Annotated in this window: 16 protein-coding genes, 1 pseudogene and 2 riboswitches; of the genes and pseudogenes, 10 read left to right on the top strand and 7 right to left on the bottom strand. The window is 46.5% G+C overall.

Annotation, left to right across the window (positions count from 1 at the left end; translation table 11 throughout):
- Positions 1-68: 68 nt before the first annotated feature.
- The 4 genes and pseudogenes from H1230_RS00875 to H1230_RS00860 all read right to left on the bottom strand — a co-directional run bounded on the left by H1230_RS00875 (position 69) and on the right by H1230_RS00860 (position 4,769).
- Positions 69-560: a C40 family peptidase gene (locus H1230_RS00875; RefSeq protein ID WP_481857106.1), complete on the bottom strand. Its 492-nt coding sequence runs from the start codon at positions 558-560 to the stop codon at positions 69-71.
- A gap of 5 nt (positions 561-565) precedes the next feature.
- A riboswitch (cyclic di-AMP (ydaO/yuaA leader) is annotated at positions 566-708 on the bottom strand.
- A gap of 365 nt (positions 709-1,073) precedes the next feature.
- Positions 1,074-1,502 carry a C40 family peptidase gene (locus H1230_RS00870; RefSeq protein WP_239717000.1) on the bottom strand — a complete coding sequence of 143 codons (429 nt, stop codon included), beginning with the start codon at positions 1,500-1,502 and terminating at the stop codon, positions 1,074-1,076.
- Between the two features lie 57 nt (positions 1,503-1,559).
- Positions 1,560-1,698: riboswitch (cyclic di-AMP (ydaO/yuaA leader) on the bottom strand.
- Positions 1,699-1,917: 219 nt separating this feature from the next.
- Positions 1,918-2,715: a hypothetical protein gene (locus H1230_RS00865; RefSeq protein WP_239713814.1), complete on the bottom strand. Its 798-nt coding sequence runs from the start codon at positions 2,713-2,715 to the stop codon at positions 1,918-1,920.
- A 43-nt stretch (positions 2,716-2,758) separates the two neighbouring features.
- Positions 2,759-4,769 (bottom strand): annotated as a pseudogene (locus tag H1230_RS00860) (M1 family metallopeptidase).
- A 103-nt stretch (positions 4,770-4,872) separates the two neighbouring features.
- On the opposite strand from H1230_RS00860, the gene H1230_RS00855 reads away from it, so the two are divergent.
- Entirely contained in the window at positions 4,873-5,379 is a 507-nt protein-coding gene (locus tag H1230_RS00855; protein WP_239713813.1) for a YwhD family protein, read from the top strand.
- Between the two features lie 111 nt (positions 5,380-5,490).
- On the opposite strand, the gene H1230_RS00850 is transcribed toward H1230_RS00855, so the two are convergent.
- Positions 5,491-5,961, bottom strand: a complete 471-nt coding sequence (locus tag H1230_RS00850) for an AbrB/MazE/SpoVT family DNA-binding domain-containing protein (protein ID WP_239713812.1) — start codon at positions 5,959-5,961, stop codon at positions 5,491-5,493.
- Positions 5,962-6,304: 343 nt separating this feature from the next.
- Positions 6,305-8,377, bottom strand: coding sequence for a transglycosylase domain-containing protein (locus H1230_RS00845; RefSeq protein ID WP_239713811.1), 2,073 nt, complete (start codon positions 8,375-8,377; stop codon positions 6,305-6,307).
- A gap of 251 nt (positions 8,378-8,628) precedes the next feature.
- On the opposite strand from H1230_RS00845, the gene H1230_RS00840 reads away from it, so the two are divergent.
- The 3 genes from H1230_RS00840 (at position 8,629) to argS (ending at position 12,414) form a co-directional block, all read left to right on the top strand.
- Positions 8,629-9,810 (top strand): WD40/YVTN/BNR-like repeat-containing protein, encoded by a 1,182-nt coding sequence (locus H1230_RS00840; protein ID WP_239713810.1) that lies wholly within the window; start codon positions 8,629-8,631, stop codon positions 9,808-9,810.
- Positions 9,811-10,285: 475 nt separating this feature from the next.
- Complete coding sequence (locus H1230_RS00830) at positions 10,286-10,732, top strand: YwiB family protein (protein ID WP_239713809.1); 447 nt, start codon at positions 10,286-10,288, stop codon at positions 10,730-10,732.
- Positions 10,729-12,414, top strand: a complete 1,686-nt coding sequence (gene argS / locus H1230_RS00825) for an arginine--tRNA ligase (protein ID WP_239713808.1) — start codon at positions 10,729-10,731, stop codon at positions 12,412-12,414. Before H1230_RS00830 ends, argS begins: the two co-directional genes overlap by 4 nt.
- Positions 12,415-12,520: 106 nt before the next feature.
- Here argS and H1230_RS00820 read toward each other — a convergent pair whose 3' ends face one another.
- A complete protein-coding gene (locus H1230_RS00820) occupies positions 12,521-13,690 on the bottom strand; it encodes a S8 family peptidase (RefSeq protein WP_239713807.1) in 1,170 nt (389 codons plus the stop codon).
- A gap of 524 nt (positions 13,691-14,214) precedes the next feature.
- On the opposite strand from H1230_RS00820, the gene rpoE reads away from it, so the two are divergent.
- From rpoE to rho, 6 genes are all read left to right on the top strand, one after another.
- Positions 14,215-14,763: a DNA-directed RNA polymerase subunit delta gene (rpoE, locus tag H1230_RS00815; RefSeq protein ID WP_239713806.1), complete on the top strand. Its 549-nt coding sequence runs from the start codon at positions 14,215-14,217 to the stop codon at positions 14,761-14,763.
- A gap of 288 nt (positions 14,764-15,051) precedes the next feature.
- Positions 15,052-16,659 carry a CTP synthase gene (locus H1230_RS00810; protein ID WP_239713805.1) on the top strand — a complete coding sequence of 536 codons (1,608 nt, stop codon included), beginning with the start codon at positions 15,052-15,054 and terminating at the stop codon, positions 16,657-16,659.
- Between the two features lie 300 nt (positions 16,660-16,959).
- Positions 16,960-17,346, top strand: coding sequence for a response regulator (locus H1230_RS00805; protein ID WP_154122815.1), 387 nt, complete (start codon positions 16,960-16,962; stop codon positions 17,344-17,346).
- A gap of 207 nt (positions 17,347-17,553) precedes the next feature.
- Positions 17,554-18,408, top strand: a complete 855-nt coding sequence (gene fba, locus H1230_RS00800; RefSeq protein WP_239713804.1) for a class II fructose-1,6-bisphosphate aldolase — start codon at positions 17,554-17,556, stop codon at positions 18,406-18,408.
- A gap of 232 nt (positions 18,409-18,640) precedes the next feature.
- Positions 18,641-19,894 (top strand): UDP-N-acetylglucosamine 1-carboxyvinyltransferase, encoded by a 1,254-nt coding sequence (locus H1230_RS00795; RefSeq protein ID WP_239713803.1) that lies wholly within the window; start codon positions 18,641-18,643, stop codon positions 19,892-19,894.
- Between the two features lie 165 nt (positions 19,895-20,059).
- Positions 20,060-21,415, top strand: a complete 1,356-nt coding sequence (gene rho / locus H1230_RS00790; RefSeq protein WP_239713802.1) for a transcription termination factor Rho — start codon at positions 20,060-20,062, stop codon at positions 21,413-21,415.
- The last annotated feature ends 27 nt before the right edge of the window (positions 21,416-21,442 follow it).

The following is a 21,442-nucleotide window of genomic DNA, read 5'->3' as shown; positions in this document are numbered from 1 at the left end:
GACACAAAAAAAGCTCTCCCCCAAGATTTTGGAAAAATCCTGGAAAAGAGCCTATGTACTAATACTTTTTACTGCACATTATCATTGTCTTCAGAATCAGTAGCAAGCGCTTGATAAGCATCTGTGCTCATAATTCGTTTAGCGCCAACATAACGGTTGACGTAGTAGCTGTCGCTCAGCGAGCTGATGGTTACACCACGTGAGGAAGAAGCATGTGCGAATTTACCTTCACCAACATAAATACCGACATGAGAAACACCTTTGCCTGTTGTATTAAAAAACACAAGATCGCCAGGTCTAAGATCATCACGGGAAATAGCAGAGCCCATTTGGTATTGGGAACCAGATTGGTGCGGCAGATCGATGCCGATCTTATCAAAGACATACATTGTAAATCCAGAGCAATCAAAGCCGTTCGTTGAAATGCCACCGGTAACATATTTAGTTCCGATTGCTTTGTCAATCACTTTATCCATTTTAGAATCCGCGAATGCGCTTCCCATTCCCATTGTAAGAAAAATAGAAAAGCTTAGTACTGCTGCTGCCAACTTCTTCTTCAAAAGTGTAAACCCCTTCCAAATGCCTACGAGGTTAGCTTAAGGGTTCGGTTGAAGGTCCCCTATGACCCCTCTGTTAAATAGGAGGTCAATTCACCCAAAGTGGTTCCCCCGTTTCCCTAATTGTTAGGGAACTCGGCACGTACTGTTTGATTAGGAATAGCTGTATTCAATACATGACAAAACTTTCGTAAAAGACAACTTAATGATTACAAAAATGTTACTAAAAGCTCGATGCGATAATTGTAACAAACACAGCCGCCGTTGGCAATCCTTTATAATATATTTATGCCTAATAATTGTGTTTTTTTTGAACATATACTGCATTTAAACGTTGAAATAACGGCAGAATCGTCCTTTTTACAATATTTTCTTGTGTTTTCTGTTAAAAAGCTGTTTCGACGATGTTAAATGTGTGTAAAAGGTAGAATAAGGAAAAGAAAAAACCCGGAATGATTATGGTGATAATCACTTCGGGCTCATATAGTTTAAAGAGGTTATAGTTGTCGGGGAATTTCAATCATAAGCTACAGTTTTGTATGCAGTGGTGCTCATAACTCTTTTAGCACCCACATAACGGTTGGCCCAATAGTTCTCATTAAGTGAACTGATGATTACACCATGTGAAGAGGAAGATTGTGCGAATTTACCGCTGCCTACAAAAATTCCAACATGGGATATCCCTGCGCCAGTAGTATTGAAGAATACAAGGTCTCCAGGACGCATATTATTGCGGGAAACAGCTGTTCCCACGCTATATTGCGCTTTTGAAGTACGTGGAAGTGCAAGGCCGAGATTTTTGAAAACATATTTCGTAAAGCCGGAACAGTCAAATCCATTGGTACTGATCCCACCTGTTTTATAAGTGGTCCCCAGTGTTTTGGAGATTACTGTGTCCATTTTGGAGTCCGCAAAAGCACTACTTGTTCCCAAAGTGAATGCCATGAGAAGTCCTAGCGCCGCTGCGGCGCATTTTTTCTTTAAGTTCTGTCTGTTCAAAAGATGTACTCCTTCCAAGGCCTGCGAGGTTAGCTTAAGGGTTCGGTAGAAGGTTCACCTATGATCCCTCTGTTAGGAGATCAATTCACCCAAAATATGGTTCCCCCACTCCCCGGTGCAGGGAATTTGGCGTGTTATGCACCAGAATAGTGACGTATCAGCAATATCGAAATACAATAACGTACATACAATGGTTAAGAAAAAATTAAAAAGATTACAAAGTTGTTACTACTAGTACAGGCATCATTGTATCAAAGGAGTTAAGGTTTTGCAAACTCTTATTATATTTGTAATCAAAAAAGAGTTTCCTCTTCTGTTTGCAGAAGGGGAGACTCTTTCTATATGTCCTTGGACGATGTAATTATTGCGGGAAGGCCTTACTTTTCCACAGATGGTATTGAGCTGCTATTCCCCACATTTTGAACAGAGTAGCGGGGAACGGTGAGATTTGGCGGATAAGGAGTGCGGGCAGTCCAGGGTAGAAGATTCCAGTAAGCCCGCAGACTAGCAGCAAGAGCAACCCTGCAGCCCCAAGTACAATGGATATCCCAACAGCAGGGATAATAACCCTTAAGCAGATCAGCAGCGAGGAGAACATCCCTGTGCCACTGGTGTAGCCAAACTGAATATATAGTAAAACTAAGCGAATGAGGAAGATATACACCAGCCAGGTGAGAATATAAGGAATAAGCTTCAATAGTATTGTATAGTCCAAAAAGGAGGGCAGCAGCAGCCCGTACATTTTTGGAGCAATCCAGTAAAGCGGCAATAGAGTCAGGAGCCATTCAACCAAACTGAAGAGCAGAATGGGTAATCCATAGATTTTCATGCCTGGGAAAAAAAACAAGCCACGCTCTCCCTTGCGTTCTTGATGCAATTCATGCAGTAGTCCCGCCCGTATGAAGGGCGATAGCAGCAAGCGTAAAGCAGCCAACCCCAGCAAAGTCCACAGCCAACGCTGCACTGCAGGATCGGTGCTCAAGCTGAACTGGCCTTCGATATAGTATAGCAATCTGCCGATTCCACTACCGCCAGCGTTTTTATCAGGATAATGCAGTAGAACCGGAATAATAGCAACGCGTACGAACCTGTACATAAAGTAGCCCCAAAGCAAACGGTATATAAATAACAGGATCAGAATATATAATTGCTCTTTCATGCTGTACCAGCTACGGGTTATCGATCTTTTCACCATTCTCACCTCACCAGACAAGAGTTCCGAGCACTGATTCAAGCAGTTTCGTCATACTTAACGTCCAGCGGGAGAGTACATCCTGATCCAGTTCCGCCAGTCTGAAGTTGTTGATATGTTTACTCTCCAGCAGAATGGAGTGATCAGGATCAATCTCGGCGGATAACAACGGCGCATTATGGAATAACTGGAATGTAGTTTCTTTGCGCTCCCCGCTCCAGATACGCTGCATCGTATACCCGTCGGAGAAGGTGAACTTAAGGGGCACGTCTGGATAGGCACTTCCTTTATTCACGACCTTTACCAGCGATTCGTAACTGTGAGCCTCTCCGCTAGTGCTCTTAATAGTAGGAATCGTAATATTCTCTATAGCAAAATCAGGAGCCCCACCGTTATACACATATTGATCAAAATAAGTCTGCCAAGATTTTCCGGTTACCTTCTCTACGATTTTTTGGAAATCGGTGGTAGAGGGATGCTGGAAGCGGTACTTATTGGCATAGGAAGACATAATGGCATCCATAACCTTAGTGCTTGTCAGCCGTTCGATATCCTTAAGCACCAGCTTGCCACGAATATATACATTTCGGGTGTATGAATCGGCTCCACCGTATTTCCAGGTTTCTAGATCCAACGGCTGTGAGGTAGTTACCAGACTGGATTGCAGGGGGAGGTTGGCCATAATACCATACTCCTGCTCCATTAGCTTGTCTTCGGCATAGGAGGTGAAGCTTTCGTCCAGCCATGCCTCCTCAAATTCATTGCTCGCCACCATGCCGTAGAAATATTGATGGCCTATTTCATGGATGATGGTGCGCTCGAGTGAGGTGTTCGGAGAAGTCTCAGCAGCACCGAAGGCTGTAATCAGCGTAGGGTATTCCATTCCCCCGGCGCCGTTTCCCCCTTTGGGAGGAACGACGATAGACAGAGTGGAGTAGGGATAAGGTCCATACCATTTGCTAAAGGAGGTAAGAGCAGCTTTGGCAGCCTGAAAGTAACGCTCCTTCAGATCCTGATGCAGCGGGTCCAGATACAGCTTAATTCGTACACCCGGAACCTCCGGTGTAGAGAGGGCTTCCTCCGCGTACACAAAGTCAGGAGATGCCGCCCAGGCAAAATCATGGACATCATCTGCGTAGAACTGATATATTTTCTGCTCCTGCTTCAGTTTGGCATTTTTGACAGGGAACCCAGTTGCCGCAACCGTATAATTTGAGGGAACAGAAATGGTTACATTGTATATGCCGAAATCGCTATAGAATTCAGAGGTGCCGTGGTATTGATGCAGATTCCAACCTTCTTCGCGAACTCCTCGAGTTCCGGCAGGCTCGTAAACGCTAAGCTTGGGGAACCACTGACCAGCCATCACGAAATTCCCTGAAGTGCCCATACGAGCAAATATCTTGGGTAGTTGAACTTCAAACTGAAGTTTGAGGGTGACGCTCTCTCCACCATTAACGGGCTGGGGAGATGTACTTTGACCAATGTCTTATCATTTATATTGCCGTCATCCGGTTGTACATACTGTACTCTCTGAAGCAGTGATACCCCCTCTGTGGTACGCAGATCAGTTAAAGTCATGCTGCCGAATCCGTTATCTGGCATGCTGTCCCCTCTAAGCTCGCCCCCGACTCTTTCATAAAAGTTGTATCCGTAGAGGCAAATGCATTCGGATATAAATGAAAGTACAAATCACTTACCGGTTTAATACCAGGATGGGTCCATGTCACGGTCTCAGAAGCTTTTAAAGTTTCTGTATCCGGAACAAGCTGTACGTCAATGTGATACTCAGCAACTCTTTGGCTTAGTGCCTCAGTGACCGGGGCGGGGGAATAATCCGGAAGAGGCACTTGCCGGGCGATTGTCTTGGGTGTGACTACCAGGGACTTGGCCTCTTTTGGGGCAGAGACGTTTACAGCAGCAGGACGAAGCCCTGAAAAGACCTCTATGGCCCCTCCCAGTAGAGCTAGGGTGGCCAGGGTCGCAAGGATAATTTTGGACCTTAATGACAGTGGCTTCATACAGTAATTCCTCCCGTGACAAGCATCTACGGAATGTATATGTTTGCATTCGCCGTATTATTAGCTAAAATTAAATTATTCGTAAGAGGAAGGATGTGCACCTGTGGATAATCTACAACCGGAAGGCAAGAAACAGATTGCCTTGAATATTGTGAATGCGAAGAGCAAACATAAAGGCTTTGGAGCAGGCTCTATTGATCTGAACAATGTGTCACCAGTCATTATTGACGGCGGTGAGGCGGTCATTGATATCGGTGCCATGCATGCCAAGAGCAAGGTGGAAAAGGGCATTAAATTCTCCACGAATCGTGAGGATGTCCCAGATGGAAGACAGGTTTGGGTAGTGTGGGTCGCTGTGGATCGTTTACCAGAGGGACAATTTTATGGTGGAATCACGGCTTGTGAGATGTGGATAGATGCTGAAGCGCGTCGCGGCTGGAAGATTCTTGCCGAGCATGTAAATAAGCTTGATGCAGCGCTTAAGCGTAAGATCAATGTGGACGGGCTTGGCGCAACGGAAAAGGCTGCACTGAAATCATTGTTGATCTCCCATAATGAGGTTTGGTGGGAGGCGTCACCACAAGAACTGAAGACAGCACTGTCAGAATAGGGCGAGGCTGCTCCCAAGTTGGGAGGGACAATATAAGCATATAAGAAAAAAGGCTTCGCCTTTCCTGTCTCAGGAGGGCGAAGCCTTTTTCTTATAGTACAAACAACTTTATTATTTGCTGGCAGAACTAAATTTGCGTTTAAGCTGGCTCACTCTTGCCTGGCTAATACCCAGTATTTCAGCAAGCCCTTTCTGATTGGCAAAGGGATGATCTACAATGGCTTGTTGCAGGCGTTGGTTCATTTCTTCAGTCTTTGTCCGTCGGATGCTGTTGTTATGTACAGCGGACTCCTGTGAACCATCTTGGAGTGGTTCTGACTCTTGAACGCTTCGTTCCGGATTGCCAAGTTCTTTCAGACAATCGCTGCAAATAAATTGATCTTTATAATAGGTTACCTGCTCAAGGCTTCTGCAAAATGTACATTCGGTGGAGGTGTACTTCCTTAGTACAATAACATTCTCGTTTAAAATAAAAAATTCGATAGGATCCCCAATGTCGATATTACGTGTCATCCTAATTTCTACGGGAACTACAATTCTGCCAAGACTGTCTAAACTCCGGATCATGCCTGTATCTTTCATCCCATGTCCCTCATTTAATCATATATTTTTGGTGAATATCTATTATTATAACAGTAATTGTAATATTAGAGAACAAGAAAGCGTATTCATTGAATGGTATCTAAATTGCGTTGTGATATGCCCAGACGCGTTTAACCGTTGATAGCCAAACTGATGTAGCTTGAGCTTTATATTCAATAAAAACCTCTCCGTTCGAAAAACTAAGAACGGAGAGGTTTGATGGGGTTCTTTTCTTTTTAACCGAATTTTGTACTACCGAAACGCGGTTAGAACTATTTAATTAGCAGAGGAATGTCTAAGCGCTCTTATCTTAGCTCTATCAGCTTACTGGTTGTAACTAAGGCTAATTCATCCACCACCGTTTAATATCATTCCATAAGGAATGATCCTCCTTAAGTGGAGCTGTTATGTCTTGGGAGCCCTCGGCAGCAGGATCAGAACTCCCGTCTTCGCCATGCTGATCGCAGTATTCGGTAGGTTCTGTGCCGCTGATAAAAGTCTCCAGCTCTTTCGTAGGGCAAGCTGCCGAAGCCAGTTTTCCGGATTGCGGATTGATATACACACTGACGACGCCGTCAGGTATTGGGAAAATTTTGGGCGGAATACTCTCCAGCGCCTTTTCAGTAAACTGGGCAAAAATAGGGGCTGCCCGCCGTCCATCAGTTGTGGCAATATCCCGCCCTTTGTCATAACCCACCCAGACTGCGGTGGAGAGCTCAGGTGTAAAGCCGACCATCCAGCCGTCGGTGTCGGTAGTGCCAGTCTTACCAGCGACCGGACGCTTGATTATAGAGGCTACACGGTTACCTGTCCCCCCCGATTCGAATACACCTTCCATTAGCCGAGTTAACACGTAGGCAGCTGCAGGCTCGACGACAGTTTCTCCATGCAATTGCGGAGCTTCATATAGAATATTGTCCTTGGCATCCGTGATCTTCAGGATAGCGGTAGTGGGCATCTTCACCCCTCCGTCCCCGATCACGGCAAAGGCTGCGGCCATTTCCAGCGGACTAACCGGAGAGGTGCCAAGCGCTAGTGAGGGCACGCTCTGAAGTGGGCTGTCGATTCCCATTTTGGCAGCCATTGCAGCTACTTTCTCTGCACCAACCTTCATAATTGTATTGACGGCATAGATATTGTCAGAAGCCGCTATAGCTTGGCGCATATTGATCTCACCGAGATATTTGTCGCCAAAGTTTTTGGGCTGATAGGTTTTGCGGTTGTTATCGTAGTGGAAAAGTGTCGGCTCGCTATTGAAGACGGAGAGGCCAGTCATCGCTTTGGAAGAGAGAGCGGTCAAATACATGATTGGCTTGAAGGATGAACCTGGCTGGCGTGTTGTCGCGAGAGCATGATTGAACTGGTTAGTCCGATAATTGGTACCACCGACCATTGCTTTGATATAGCCGGTACGGGGATCTATGGATACGAGCGCCGTCTCCAGTTCACTGCTCGAATCCATTCCTTGTTCGACAGCGGTTTCCGCAGCCTGCTGCATATCGGGATCGAGGGTGGTGTAAACCTTCAGTCCCCCCTGATCCAGCTCATCACTGCTGATGTGCAGTGAATCTATTGCAAGATTGCGTATATAATCACGGAAATAGGGTGCAGTAACGATAGTATCTTTTTCTCCTTGTGGCTTGAATTTCAAATTCTCCTGTGCGGCCTTTTTCGCTGCCGATTGTGTAATCTCACCCAGATCAGCCATGACGGACAGGATGAGTCCTTGGCGCTTTTTGGCATTATCCATATGGTTATAGGGCGAATAGAGGGTAGGCCCTTTTGGAATGCCGGCCAGCATGGCGCTCTCGGCAAGGTCTAAGTCTGCTGCGGCTTTGCCGAAATACATCCGAGACGCGGCCTCAATACCGTAGGCCCCATGACCGTAATAAATTTCATTTAAATACATGTTTAGAATTTCATCCTTGGTGTATTTCATCTCAAGCTGCAGGGTGTATACGGCTTCCTTGGCTTTGCGTGTCCACGTCTTCTCGTGAGAGAGATAAAGATTCCGTGCAAGTTGCTGGGTTAATGTGCTGGCCCCCTGTGTGCGATTGCCTTCTTCCAGATTAACGAGCACGGCTCGCCCCATCCCAAGCAGGTCAAAGCCGGCATGATCATAGAATTTACGATCCTCCACTGCCAGTGTAGCTTGAATGAGCAGCGGGGAAATTTGGCTCAACTCCACCGGATCACGACTGCGCCCATCAGTAGAGAAAGTGGCTAATACGTTGCCCCTGGAGTCGAGCATTTTGGAGCGGATATCATCTCCAATTGGAGGAAGCTCTTTCTGATATAGGTAACCCAATAGAGTTCCGGCAGCCAATAGTAGTAGGACAGTCATAGCGGCCAGTAGCCGGAGCATAAGGCGTAGGCGGCGTTTGCGTACCGGTGGATTAGCGGAATCACGCGGCATGGCACAAGCTCCTTTCTTGCTTTCTAGAAACAGATTATTGATGTATATAATTCTTGCCGAAAGTTGGGAATAATCTCTTCACCTTCATTATGGGGAAGGAAGAGTAAGGATATTCATACGGACGATTTTGCGGACTGGTAAAAAAATTGTTTCCGTTCTGAGACTGTTGACGGTAGATATACTAGTACTCCGAAAGGTATAACTGAGTAGTGATTCTTAGAACGGGTATAAATATACTAGGAGGTGCCATCATGAATTGGGCGCAAAAAATGTTTAAAACAATATTAGTTCTCCTCTCGGCGGGTCTTCTCGCATTTTCAGGCTGGGGAACAGTGGCTTCGACCGCACAGGCAGCCAATGCAGCTGTTCCGGCTTGCGGCAGCGGTGATCATGGATTGCTGCAGGGATTGCAGGACAAGCATTCAGGAGACGGGAACTCGCCGTTAAGCTTTTCCGCTATTCAGTTTCTAAACGCTGATATAGGCCGAGCCGCAGGCAACGGTTTTATGATCGGAACCTCAGATGGAGGCTGCCATTTTCAGGAGATTTATCAAGGGCAATGGAGCTTTGCGCAGATGGACTTCCCCGATAATGTACACGGCTGGGCGCTTGCTTCCGCGGGAGATGGGCAGGCCCAATATTTAATTCGCACTCTGGATGGTGGTTCTACCTGGAAACGGCTGACCAACAAGGCCGTGAGCTTTGAAAAAATTGACTTTATGGATAGCAAGAACGGCTTCGGGTATAATCGGGCTTCAACATATTACACCAAGGATGCAGGTCTAAGCTGGAGCCGAATTCCGACTCCAGCCAATACACGGGGCGCATATTTCAGTAGCCGTAACACAGGCTGGGCAGTTGTGATAGTGCCAGGAACCGGCTACCGGGTGATGAAGACAGCGGATGGTGGGGCTACTTGGCATCTTTCGCTGAAGGCAAACTTTACTGACCCTGAGTTTGGGCAAGTCTATGCGAAGGGTAATCAGGTATATGCAGTACTGTATGGAGGCTCGGGTATGTCACAGACATCGTATTCACTGTATGCCAGCGCGAACATGGGTGGTAGCTGGAATCGTGTGATCGCTGAGGAGACGGCTGGTGGCGGTCCAGCACCGGGCAGCGGATCGGCTCAGTTCAAGTCTGGACCCGCATCTGGCAAACCGGGGAATCTGGAGCTGGTTGGAAGCAACACAGCTTTTCTGGTTGGTTTCTCACCAGCAGGGGAGAAGGTTGCAGTTGGACGTTCATATAACGGCGGCAAGCAGTGGACCAATCTGCCTGCCATTGTCGGCTATGAGGGTGTAATCTCCTTCACCAGCGACAAGGAAGGCTGGCTCGCCGCCAAAGGGTACGAGAATTCTTCCCTTTATATTACCGAGGACGGCGGAGCAACTTGGAAGCTTAGGTTTACCTTTAAGGCAACGAATCAGTAAAAAAGGTAAAGGAATTACAAAAGGGCTGCTAAAGGGACACAAGTTCCTTATTCACAAGCAGCTCTTTTTGCGGTTTACCCTGTGTGAATTTAAACATCTATATGGTAAAATTTCATATACTATATGCATTTTTATATTCTAAAATAAGAAGTGCGCTGCGGGCGAATTCCATTAGGCATTATCGTGAATTTTCTTGTGAACGAGGAATCTTGCCACTATGTAGCGCTTATGGAGTGGCATAATCCTTTTTATTAAAGCTTGGAGGTCTATGGTAGATCGACTGCGGGTACCTGGCAGAATTAATCTACTCCCACTATAACCGTCCCTTAACTGCTAATTGGGATTGAATTGCTCTCTTGAACTGGATATAGTGTACAATGGGAAAGCAAATATGCCTTTGGTCAAAGAGTAAGAAAGTATAAACTTCCGCAACGCTGTTTCTTCTTGTGCAGAGGTATGCAGAATGGAGGGACGTATGATACCTGAAATAAAGCCTGATAAATATCGCGTTTCCGTTACACTCGTGAGCCATCAGGATGGACAACAGCAAGTCTTAAATGTGGCCGGAGAGGTAATAACCAAAGGATCACAGCTGTACATTCGGTATGAGGAAACAGAGCAGGGGCCTCAAGGAGAAGACAGTTCTGTTCGAACAACTATAAAGATTGCAGGTAGTGAACTAAAGCTGATCCGTCATGGCGCTGTACAATCCGAGCAGACTTTTCAATCGGGTCACCGCTTGCCGGGTTATTATCGTTCAGCTTACACACAGTTTAACCTTTCTACAGAAACCCGAAAACTGGAAATTGTGCGTGATGGACGCTCCCTGACAGTTGCATGGGATTATGATTTGTATGTATACGAGGAGTTGTCAGGTCAGTTCGCTATCAGTTTGCATATACAGGAGGAAATTAAATTATGACACATAGTAAAGATCCGTTAGAGCTTATTAATGAACGGGTGAGGGAAGTTATCGCTGATGCAGTAGTTGCTGCCGGTTTGGTAACACGCGAAGAGCTTCCGGCAATCGTGCTGGAAGTGCCAAAGGACAAGGCTCATGGTGATTTGGCTACTAATGCCGCCATGCAGCTTACCAAAATTGCCAAGCGTAATCCACGCCAAATTGCCGAAGCTATTATAGAGCATTTGGATACCAGCGGTGCTACTATTGAAAAAGCAGAAATCGCCGGACCGGGTTTCATCAACTTTACGCTGTCCAAGCATTACTTGTACCCTGTGATCAACCGGGTTGCTGAGCAGGGTGAAGATTACGGCCGAGTGGATATAGGCCACGGACAAAAGGTTGAGGTGGAATTTGTCAGTGCCAATCCAACAGGCAGCCTGCATCTAGGCCACGCCCGCGGTGCCGCTGTTGGGGATGTACTCTGCAATGTTCTGGACTTTGCAGGTTATAAAGTGACGCGTGAGTATTATATTAACGACGCAGGGAACCAGGTCGCCAATCTGTGCAAGTCGATCGAGACCCGTTATTTACAGGAATTAGGACAGCCGGCAGAGATGCCTGAAGATGGTTACCATGGCGAAGATATCAAGGGTTTTGCCAGAGAACTTGTAGCGGAGAAAGGCGAAACCTTACTTGCGATGACTCCAGGCGATCGTGCGGCATTCTTCCGTACCTATGGACTGAACAAAGAGCTCGACAAAATCAAGCGAGATCTAGGTCTTTTTCGCGTCTCCTTCGATATTTGGTTCAGTGAAACCTCACTTTATGAGAACGGAGAGGTACTTCGTTCACTCGATGAGCTGCGTGAACGTGGAGAAGTGTACGAGCAGGATGGTGCAACCTGGCTGCAGACGACCAAATACGGTGATGATAAAGACCGTGTGCTGATCAAGAATGATGGAACTTACACTTATCTCACACCAGACATTGCGTATCACAGCGATAAATATGGTCGTGGCTACGATAGAATGATTAATATATGGGGTGCTGATCACCACGGCTATATCCCACGAATGAAAGCAGCCATGTCCGCGCTCGGTAACGATCCTGACAAGCTGGTTGTATTAATCGCCCAGATGGTCAGTCTGTTTCAGAATGGTGAGAAGGTCAAGATGTCCAAGCGAACGGGTAAAGCAGTGACTATGGAGGATTTGATGGAGGAAGTCGGCCTTGATGCGATGCGCTACTTCTTCACCATGCGCAGCATGGATTCCCATCTTGACTTTGATATGGATCTGGCCATTTCCACCTCCAATGAGAATCCTGTATTCTATGTTCAGTATGCGCACGCGCGTATCTGCAGCATCTTCCGTCAGGCAGAGGAGCAAGGTATAACGTTGCCGGATTACTCTGAGCTTGATTTCACCAAGCTGACCGCTGTTCATGAATATGACCTATTGCGCAAAATCGGCGAACTGCCATCAGAAATCGCTATCGCAGCTGAAGGTTATGCACCGCATCGCCTGGTTCGTTACGTTTACGATCTGTCTGCGCTTTTCCATAGCTATTACAAAGCAGAGCGCGTAATTACTGAGGATGCTGCTCAGACCGTAGCACGTCTTGCCTTGCTGGGTGCCACACGTACTGCAATTGCCAATGTTCTGCGTCTTATCGGTGTATCTGCTCCTGACCGTATGTAATCCATATTGCCAGAATAATAAATCCGCCTTCCGGTTTCCGGAGGGCGGATTTTAAATTGTCCCGGCGTTGTTCGCCGGGACAGAAAGACCCTGCTTACGCCGGAGTTTACACGTTCGCGGAGGAACGCCGCTTGGCCCTTGCTCCTGCTCTCAGCAGGCGCAAGGCATCCGCCGCGCCGCCGCCCAAGGAGGCGCGGCGCTGCCCCTTGCGCAGCAGCACCGGTGATGAGCTGCGGCGTAGCAGCAGCTTCAGCTCCCTTGGTGTGAGCTCTGGTCGCAGGCCGAGCAACAGGGCAGCAGCTCCCGTAACGTGAGAGGTCGCCATGGAGGTGCCGCTCATCTCCTTATAGCCCTCCCTTAGCCAGCAGGAGGGAATGCTTTCGCCTGGTCCGTATACATCGATATATGGACCGCGGTTGCTGAAGCTGGCTACACGATGTCTTTTATCTACGGCTCCAACAGCAATAGTCTCTGGGTAACGTGCAGGATAGTCCCCGCCGCGTTTACCGTCGTTGCCGGAGGAGGCAACGATGGCAATTCCGGCACGATAGGCTTTGATGACAACATCGTGTAGTGCCTTGCTTCTTGTTTTCATTCCAAAGCTCATATTGATGATATCGATCCTGTTTTGTACACACCAATCGATGCCGAGGACGATGTCTGATACATAGGCAGAGCCGCTATGATCAAAAGCTTTAACCGGATAGAGCAGTGCCCGTGGAGCTACGCCCATCATCCCCCGCGTCCCTCCTGCTGCTGCGAGTGTTCCAGCGATATGGGTGCCGTGTCCGTTATCATCAAGCGGCAGCATGCCGCGGTGCAGAAGATTTACTCCAGAGGCAAGCGAATGTCGCAAGTCTGGATGACGGTAATCCGCACCCGTGTCGATTACACCTATTTTGACATGAACGCCTGTTGATCGGGACCAGGCCTGGGGTGCATGAATCGCTTTCACTCCCCACGGCATGATAGCTGTTCCGCTCTTTTCCCCAGGTGCAGCATGTATTTGTATTCGTATATCCTCTTCGATACATAGCACGTCCGCGAATCTATTCATCAGCCTTCCCATTCCGGCTGCGGGTACGAAAAAGGCTCGTATCAATGGGGAGATTAGCACCCTCCGTAGCCCGGGCCGCTTCGCCTTTAGAGCCTTCCATTGTGACAGCGCTCCGGCATACTGGCGGGCATCATTGAAGGTAACGATACGTCGCTCACCATTTTTGGGAGCAGCTGATATTTCTTCAAGCAGCATCTGCCAAAATCCGTAATAGTCCATGTCTTTTGCCGTCCCTCCTCGGTGCCGTGCTGCCATATTGTATGAGCAAAGGTGGGAGGACGAATGGGAACTTGCCCTTTTTTAACGAAATGGGCTGCCCATCGTGTCAAAAGACGGTGCAAGACATAAAATAAACGGAAGAGAACAAAACTCTCTTTGCAAGATCCCGTAAGGAGCCGATCCTTGGCGTGGATACAGTCATGCGCGGAGGATCTTCCTCCGCCTTTCTTGAAAATATAAGAATTTATATGTTTCACACGATAACTTATCCTTTTATTTATCGAAAAAACGGATGCCGCCTCTTTCAGAGGACGGCAAAGCCGTTTCTTCTTGATCGGTTACATAAGCATTTGCCTATGACAGGGCGGCTTTCCCCATCGACTAAGTCGCGTGGGGGGATTTCTATCTGCACTTACTGCTTTTGACTTGCAATTTGTTGGCAAATAGGTTTTACTTAGGTTTGTTAATGGATATTATTGAAATAAAGCATAAAGTGAACAATGTGTGAGAGGAAGTGTCCTTTAATGAGTGCGCCACTCAATTTAAAGTTGGATCCTGAGAAAGTTAAAGAAATGCCGATGGTAGACTTAGCCTTTTTAGTGCTTAAGTCGGCTAATACACCGTTTTATTACCGTGATTTGATGGTCGAGGTGGCCAAGCTGCGCGGTATGACCGACCAACAAAGCAACGATACTATTGCCCAGTTATATACCGAGATTAACATTGATGGGCGTTTTGCCTGCGTCGGAACCAACCTATGGGGACTGAAACGCTGGTATCCTCTGGAACGTTCGGATGATCCGGTTGGTAACACCAAACGTGTCCGCATTATCAACGATGAAGATGACGATTTGGAAGATGATGATTTCACTGAAGAAGAAGAGAGCTATACTGCTGACGAAGAGGATTTTGACGCCATCGACGATGATCGCGACGACCTCTATTCTGACGACGATAGCGAAGAAGAAGTTGACGAAGATGTCGTTATTGATGACGAGGACATTGAGGAAACTGACGAAGACGATTCAGAGGACGGCACCGATGAGGATGCTGACGAAGAAGAGAACGCTTAATATTAGAACGGTCTTTGTTCTGGTATAATTCCTTCCTTGACAGTGGAGAATCCTCAGAGTAAACTATTGCATGGGCTTATCATGAAAGTTAATAATTGTGTTTTCTAAAATAAAAAGTGCCCCGGTTCTACGGGTGTCACTTTTTTGTTTTTTTAAATGCCAAGAAGCTGCGGTTTTCCGTGATTTAAAGTAACTTCTGAGTTCCCCCGTTTTCATGTTAGAAAAGCGGGTTACGATAAACATCATGCGTCGCTTGAATTTTTGGACTTTATTTAGGAGGGTTTTACAGTGACAAAGTATATTTTTGTAACGGGTGGCGTTGTGTCTTCCCTTGGCAAAGGCATTACCGCCGCTTCGCTGGGCAGGCTGCTCAAGAACCGAGGTCTAAAGGTGACGATTCAGAAATTTGATCCGTATCTTAATGTAGACCCTGGAACGATGAGTCCTTATCAGCACGGCGAAGTATTCGTTACCGATGACGGTGCGGAGACTGACCTTGATCTTGGACATTATGAACGGTTTATTGACATCAACCTGTCCAAGAATAACAACGTGACGACAGGCAAGATTTACTCATCAGTAATTAGTAAGGAACGGCGTGGAGAATATTTAGGCGGAACCGTTCAGGTTATCCCACACATTACGAACGAGATCAAGGAGCGTGTATTTCGCGCAGGCCGCGAGACCAGCTCGGATGTGGTTATCACTGAAATTGGCGGAACCGTCGGCGATATTGAGAGCCTTCCGTTTCTGGAAGCGATCCGTCAAATCAAAAGTGATATCGGACGGGAAAATGTAATGTACATCCATGTAACCTTGATTCCTTATATCAAGGCTGCGGGAGAGGTTAAGACGAAGCCAACGCAGCATAGTGTCAAAGAACTGCGCAGTATTGGTATTCAGCCGAATGTTATTGTATGTCGTACAGAGCACCCGCTCTCTGCAGATATGAAAGCGAAGATCGCTTTGTTCTGCGATATTGATGCTAATGCAGTTGTGGAATGCCGTGATGCCTCAACATTGTACGAAGTTCCGCTTAATCTACGTGATGAAGGACTGGACGAAATTGTTGTTAATCATCTGAAGCTTACTACACCTCCACCGGATATGCGGGAATGGGAAAGTATGCTGGAGCGGATTCAAAAGCTGGAGCACACAGTGGAAATCGCTATTGTTGGTAAATATGTAGCTCTGCATGATGCCTATTTGAGTGTAGTGGAATCACTTTCACATGCTGGCTTCGCAGCCAATGCAGAGGTTAAGCTTCGCTGGGTACATGCTGAGGATGTTACCGATGAGAATGTGGACGAACTCCTGAGCGGTGCCCATGGAATTTTGGTTCCTGGTGGTTTTGGAGATCGGGGAATTGAAGGTAAAATTTCCGCCATTCGTTATGCCCGTGAGAAAGCCATTCCATTTTTCGGAATTTGCTTAGGTATGCAGGTTTCTGTGATTGAATACGGTCGTTCCGTTCTAAAGCTGGCAGGGGCAAACAGCTCGGAGATTGATCCGACTACTGCGTTCCCACTAATCGATCTGCTGCCTGAACAGAAGGATATTGAAGACATGGGCGGCACAATGCGTCTTGGACTGTATCCATGCAAGTTGCTTCCTGATTCGTTGGCAATGTCTTGTTATGATGACGAACTGGTCTATGAACGCCATCGTCACCGTTATGAGTTCAATAATGCCTTCCGTGATGAAATGGAAAAAGCAGGTCTTGTTTTTTCCGGGACTTCTCCTGATGGTCGTTTGGTTGAAATTGTTGAGCTTCCGGGCCATCCTTGGTTCCTTTCGGTGCAATTCCATCCAGAATTCACATCCCGTCCGAATCGTCCGCAGCCATTATTCCGTGAATTTGTCAAAGCTTCTCTGACTCATTCCCAGCAACAGTAATCTACTAACGAGTTAGGCCATAAGGGTCTTGAAGAGCCTCCATTTGGAGGCTCTCTTTTTAATAATTTCAGTGAACGCAGCATCTAGAATTTATTGGTTTTCGAGGCTCTCGTTTCTCCGTTTGTTCGGCGACGCACTCTCAATCCATTTCATGGCATATATTTATCCAATTTATCCGATTAGCAGGATTTTGACTATAAAGCGCGAATTATAGGTTTCGTATGGACAAAGTTGTAAAGGGGCCGTTAGCTGTGGAGCGCGGTATAGTCAAACTGCCTTGAAAATCTGGGAGGGTATTGTATGGAGAAAAAGAAAGTGTTGATTGTTGACGATCAGAACGGGATCCGGATTCTTCTCATGGAAGTATTTAACAGCGAGGGATATACCACATTTCAAGCGGCTAACGGTAAATTGGCATTAGATATTGTCCGCAATGAATCCCCTGACTTGGTCCTGCTCGATATGAAAATCCCTGGAATGGACGGTCTGGAGATTCTTAAGCACCTGAAGGAACTTAATCCAGCTATTAAAGTCATTATGATGACTGCCTATGGGGAATTGGACATGATTAAGGAAGCGACGAAGCTAGGAGCGTTAATGCATTTTACGAAGCCATTCGACATTGATGAAATGCGGGTTGCAGTCAATATGCATCTATATAATAACTCTGTCGATCAATGCAGCTAGAGTGTGATTTTCCTCTTTGGAGCGGTCCTATTATAGGAAATGTGATGAGGAGGAATCTGCCTGCAGCATGGGCTGGTCGTATACCGTCCCACCGGGACATTTTTTTGTTTATCCTATTTAGCATTTGACACAGGATGTGCTATAATAAGCCTGTATGTGATGTCGGCTTAAAACATAAGTAAACACATTCTTAGGAGGATTGAAACCATGCCATTAGTATCTATGAAAGACATGTTACACAAAGCACTTGAAGGAAAATATGCAGTTGGTCAATTTAACATCAACAACCTGGAGTGGACACAAGCGATTCTTGGTGCCGCAGAAGAAGAGAAGTCACCAGTTATCCTTGGCGTATCCGAAGGAGCAGCTCGTCATATGGGCGGCTTTTACACTGTTGTTAAGATGGTAGAAGGTCTTATTCACGACATGAAAATTACCGTTCCTGTAGCCATTCACCTTGACCATGGTTCAAGCTTTGATAAATGTAAGGACGCAATTGATGCTGGCTTTACATCCGTAATGATCGATGGTTCCCATCACCCAATTGATGAGAACATCGCAATGACGAAGAAAGTCGTTGATTACGCTCACGCTAAAGGTGTTTCTGTTGAAGCGGAAGTTGGAACTGTTGGTGGACAAGAAGATGACGTTATCGGCGGCATCATGTATGCTGATCTGAATGACTGTGTCAGAATCGTTAAAGAAACCGGCATTGATACTTTGGCTCCAGCACTAGGTTCTGTACACGGACCATACCTTGGCGAACCTAACCTCGGATTCAAAGAAATGGAAGAAATCTGCAACGCGACGAATCTTCCACTTGTACTTCACGGTGGAACAGGTATCCCTACCAGTGACATCAAGAAATCAATTTCGCTAGGTACTTCCAAAATCAACGTGAATACAGAGAACCAAATCGTATTTGCTAAGACTGTTCGTGAAGTGCTTGCTGCAAAACCTAACGCTTATGACCCACGTGTATTTATTGCACCAGGCCGCGAAGCTATCAAACAAACCGTTATCGGCAAAATTCGCGAATTCGGTTCTACAAACCAAGCGTAAGATACCCAACTAAAGAATCAACAATTCTTAATTTCGCAGCAATTTATCCTGATCTTTCAGGAATAAATATCCGCTTTCAAGCGGTCCGGTTAAATGAAGGAACACTGCCCAGTTGAATAGTTTAATGTGGAGAGCACCGCGTAGCCGGTGTCTTTCCATTTTCATCACAATGAAATCCACAGCAAGTATTGTCGAGAAGCTGCAATACACGTAGGGGGAACCAGATAAATCTATGGAAAAATTAATGATTGGCGGTGGACGTCCGCTGCAGGGCGTTGTAACCATCAGTGGAGCGAAGAATAGTGCAATTGCACTTATTCCTGCGGCGATTTTAGCCGAATCTGAAGTTGTTCTTGATAATTTACCGTCCCTTAGCGATGTAGCCGTATACTCCGAAATTCTAGAAGAACTTGGCGCAAGTGTTGCTTGGTCAGGCAGTCAGATGAGAATTGACCCCTCCCGTATCGTTTCTATCCCAATGCCCAACGGACCTGTCAAGAAGCTTCGAGCTTCATATTATATGATGGGAGCACTTCTTGGAAGATTTAAGGAAGCGACAATAGGACTTCCTGGTGGTTGTAATTTCGAACCCCGTCCGATCGACCAGCACATTAAGGGATTTGAAGCGCTGGGAGCAACAGTTACCAATGAACACGGCTCTATCCACTTATACGCAAAAGAATTACGGGGTGCCAAGATCTATTTAGACGTATCCAGCGTAGGAGCAACTATTAACATTATGTTGGCGGCTTCACGAGCCAAAGGCTCTACAATTATTGAAAATGCGGCTAAAGAGCCTGAGATTATAGATGTAGCTACCCTATTAAACTCTATGGGCGCTGTTATTAAAGGCGCTGGTACGGAAACTATCCGGATCGAAGGCGTAACGGAGATGCACGGCTGCCGTCATTCCATCATTCCTGACCGGATTCAGGCTGGAACTTATATGATTGCCGCAGCGGCTACGCGCGGTAATGTGTTGATAGATAACGTAATTCCTAAGCATTTGGAAGCTTTGACTGCCAAACTTTTGGAAATGGGCGTAGAAATTGAAGAACTTGATGAGAGCATTCGTGTGATTGGCAGATCTCAATATGCCCATGCTGACGTAAAGGCGCTGGTCTATCCTGGCTTTCCCACGGATTTGCAATCCCCAATGGCGAGTATGTTGACTCAGGCCGAAGGAGTTAGTGTCCTTAGTGATTTTGTGTACAGTAATCGTTTCAAGCATGTGCCGGAATTGGTGCGTATGGGCGCCAAGATCCGTGTTGAAGGGCGATCGGCAATTATTGAAGGCAGTAAGCTTAACGCTGCAAAGGTAAAAGCGGCTGACCTAAGAGCCGGCGCAGCCCTTGTAATTGCTGGATTGACAGTAGAAGAAGGAATCACCGAGGTAACAGGCGTAGAGTATATTGACCGTGGTTATGACAACTTGGTCAGCAATCTTCGTAATCTTGGAGCTGATGTTTGGCGTGAGAACGAATAATTAAGGTTACCCTATGAGATTGGGGGATGTTATTTGCAGCTGAACTGCATATCTTCTTCCAATCTGGGTAATGCTATTCTAATGAGGATTTTAATAGACTCATATTTTGCCCGGTAGACATTCATTGCTAGACGAACTCATAAAAATTGAATAGGTGGTTATTACATGGATCTTCAAATTTCCGATCTGGAAGAAATGAAGCTGACCGACTTGTATAAGCTGGCCAAGAAATACCAGATCCCTTACTACGGGCAGTTGAAGAAACGGGAGCTAATCTTTGCGATCCTTCGGGCACAGGCGGAGCAAAGTGGGCTTATGTTTATGGAAGGCGTGCTGGAAATTTTGCCAGAGGGATACGGATTCCTAAGGCCGATTAATTATTTGCCAAGCACTGAAGATATCTATATCTCTGCATCTCAAATTCGCAAGTTTGATCTCAGAAGCGGTGATTTGGTATCCGGGAAATGCCGGACGCCCAAAGAAAATGAACGGTATTTTGGATTGCTTCAGGTCAACGCCGTTAACGGCGAGAATCCAGCTAGTGCAGCGGAACGTCTTCATTTTGCAGCGCTGACACCTCTTTATCCGCAAGATAAGTTGCCACTTGAAACATCCCCTACTAATTTATCAACTCGAATCATGGATTTGCTCGCTCCTGTAGGTTTGGGGCAGCGGGGTTTGATCGTAGCACCACCTAAAGCAGGCAAGACGCTCCTTCTGAAAGAAATTGCCCACAGCATTGCCACTAATAATCCTGAGATAGCCCTATTTGTATTACTGATAGATGAACGTCCCGAAGAAGTGACGGATATGCAGCGTTCTGTAAAAGGCGAAGTAGTTGCATCGACGTTTGATGAGCTTCCTGAGAATCATATTAAAGTAGCGGAACTTGTGCTGCAGCGAGCACTTCGGTTAGTCGAGCATAAAAAGGATGTTGTTATCCTGCTAGATAGCATTACCCGTCTGGCACGTGCCTATAATCTGGTAGTTCCACCATCCGGACGGACACTTAGCGGAGGGATTGATCCGGCAGCGTTTCATCGTCCGAAGCGATTTTTTGGAGCGGCGCGGAATGTGGAAGAAGGTGGAAGTTTAACGATTCTAGCCACAGCATTGATCGATACAGGTTCGCGTATGGATGATATCATTTATGAAGAATTTAAGGGAACGGGAAACATGGAGCTCCATTTAGACCGTAAGCTGGCGGAACGTCGTATTTTCCCGGCAATAGATATTCGTCGTTCGGGTACTCGTCGTGAAGAAGTATTGCTTAGCAAGGATGAACTAGAAACCATTTGGATGATTCGTAAAAATATGAATGAATCCTACGATTTTGTAGAGGGTTTCATCAAAAAATTGCGGGACACCCAAACCAATGCCGAATTTTTGGCGTCGTTTGATGTTGCCGGGGGTAAGGAATCCGCGAAGGGTACTGCCAGCGCTGGAGGAACCTCTAACAGTGGCGCAGCTGCTGCACGTCGGACGCCAAGAGCCAAAACGCCTTCGGTGCCTACAACCTAGATCACCTAGATCGATAATAAGAGGAGA

This window comes from Paenibacillus sp. 19GGS1-52 (genome assembly GCF_022369515.1).
Classification (GTDB): Bacteria; Bacillota; Bacilli; order Paenibacillales; family Paenibacillaceae; genus Paenibacillus_AQ.
Note: the sequence above shows the minus strand (reverse complement) of the source record. Positions and strands in the feature narration are given on the sequence as shown.

Coding starts and splice junctions, on each gene's coding strand:
- H1230_RS00870 (WP_239717000.1), bottom strand. CDS start 1,502: ATGGCATTCACTTTGGGAACAAGTAGTGCTTTTGCGGACTCCAAAATG.
- H1230_RS00865 (WP_239713814.1), bottom strand. CDS start 2,715: ATGAAAGAGCAATTATATATTCTGATCCTGTTATTTATATACCGTTTG.
- H1230_RS00850 (WP_239713812.1), bottom strand. CDS start 5,961: ATGAAAGATACAGGCATGATCCGGAGTTTAGACAGTCTTGGCAGAATT.
- H1230_RS00845 (WP_239713811.1), bottom strand. CDS start 8,377: ATGCCGCGTGATTCCGCTAATCCACCGGTACGCAAACGCCGCCTACGC.
- H1230_RS00840 (WP_239713810.1), top strand. CDS start 8,629: ATGAATTGGGCGCAAAAAATGTTTAAAACAATATTAGTTCTCCTCTCG.
- H1230_RS00830 (WP_239713809.1), top strand. CDS start 10,286: ATGATACCTGAAATAAAGCCTGATAAATATCGCGTTTCCGTTACACTC.
- argS (WP_239713808.1), top strand. CDS start 10,729: ATGACACATAGTAAAGATCCGTTAGAGCTTATTAATGAACGGGTGAGG.
- H1230_RS00820 (WP_239713807.1), bottom strand. CDS start 13,690: ATGGACTATTACGGATTTTGGCAGATGCTGCTTGAAGAAATATCAGCT.
- rpoE (WP_239713806.1), top strand. CDS start 14,215: ATGAGTGCGCCACTCAATTTAAAGTTGGATCCTGAGAAAGTTAAAGAA.
- H1230_RS00805 (WP_154122815.1), top strand. CDS start 16,960: ATGGAGAAAAAGAAAGTGTTGATTGTTGACGATCAGAACGGGATCCGG.
- fba (WP_239713804.1), top strand. CDS start 17,554: ATGCCATTAGTATCTATGAAAGACATGTTACACAAAGCACTTGAAGGA.
- H1230_RS00795 (WP_239713803.1), top strand. CDS start 18,641: ATGGAAAAATTAATGATTGGCGGTGGACGTCCGCTGCAGGGCGTTGTA.
- rho (WP_239713802.1), top strand. CDS start 20,060: ATGGATCTTCAAATTTCCGATCTGGAAGAAATGAAGCTGACCGACTTG.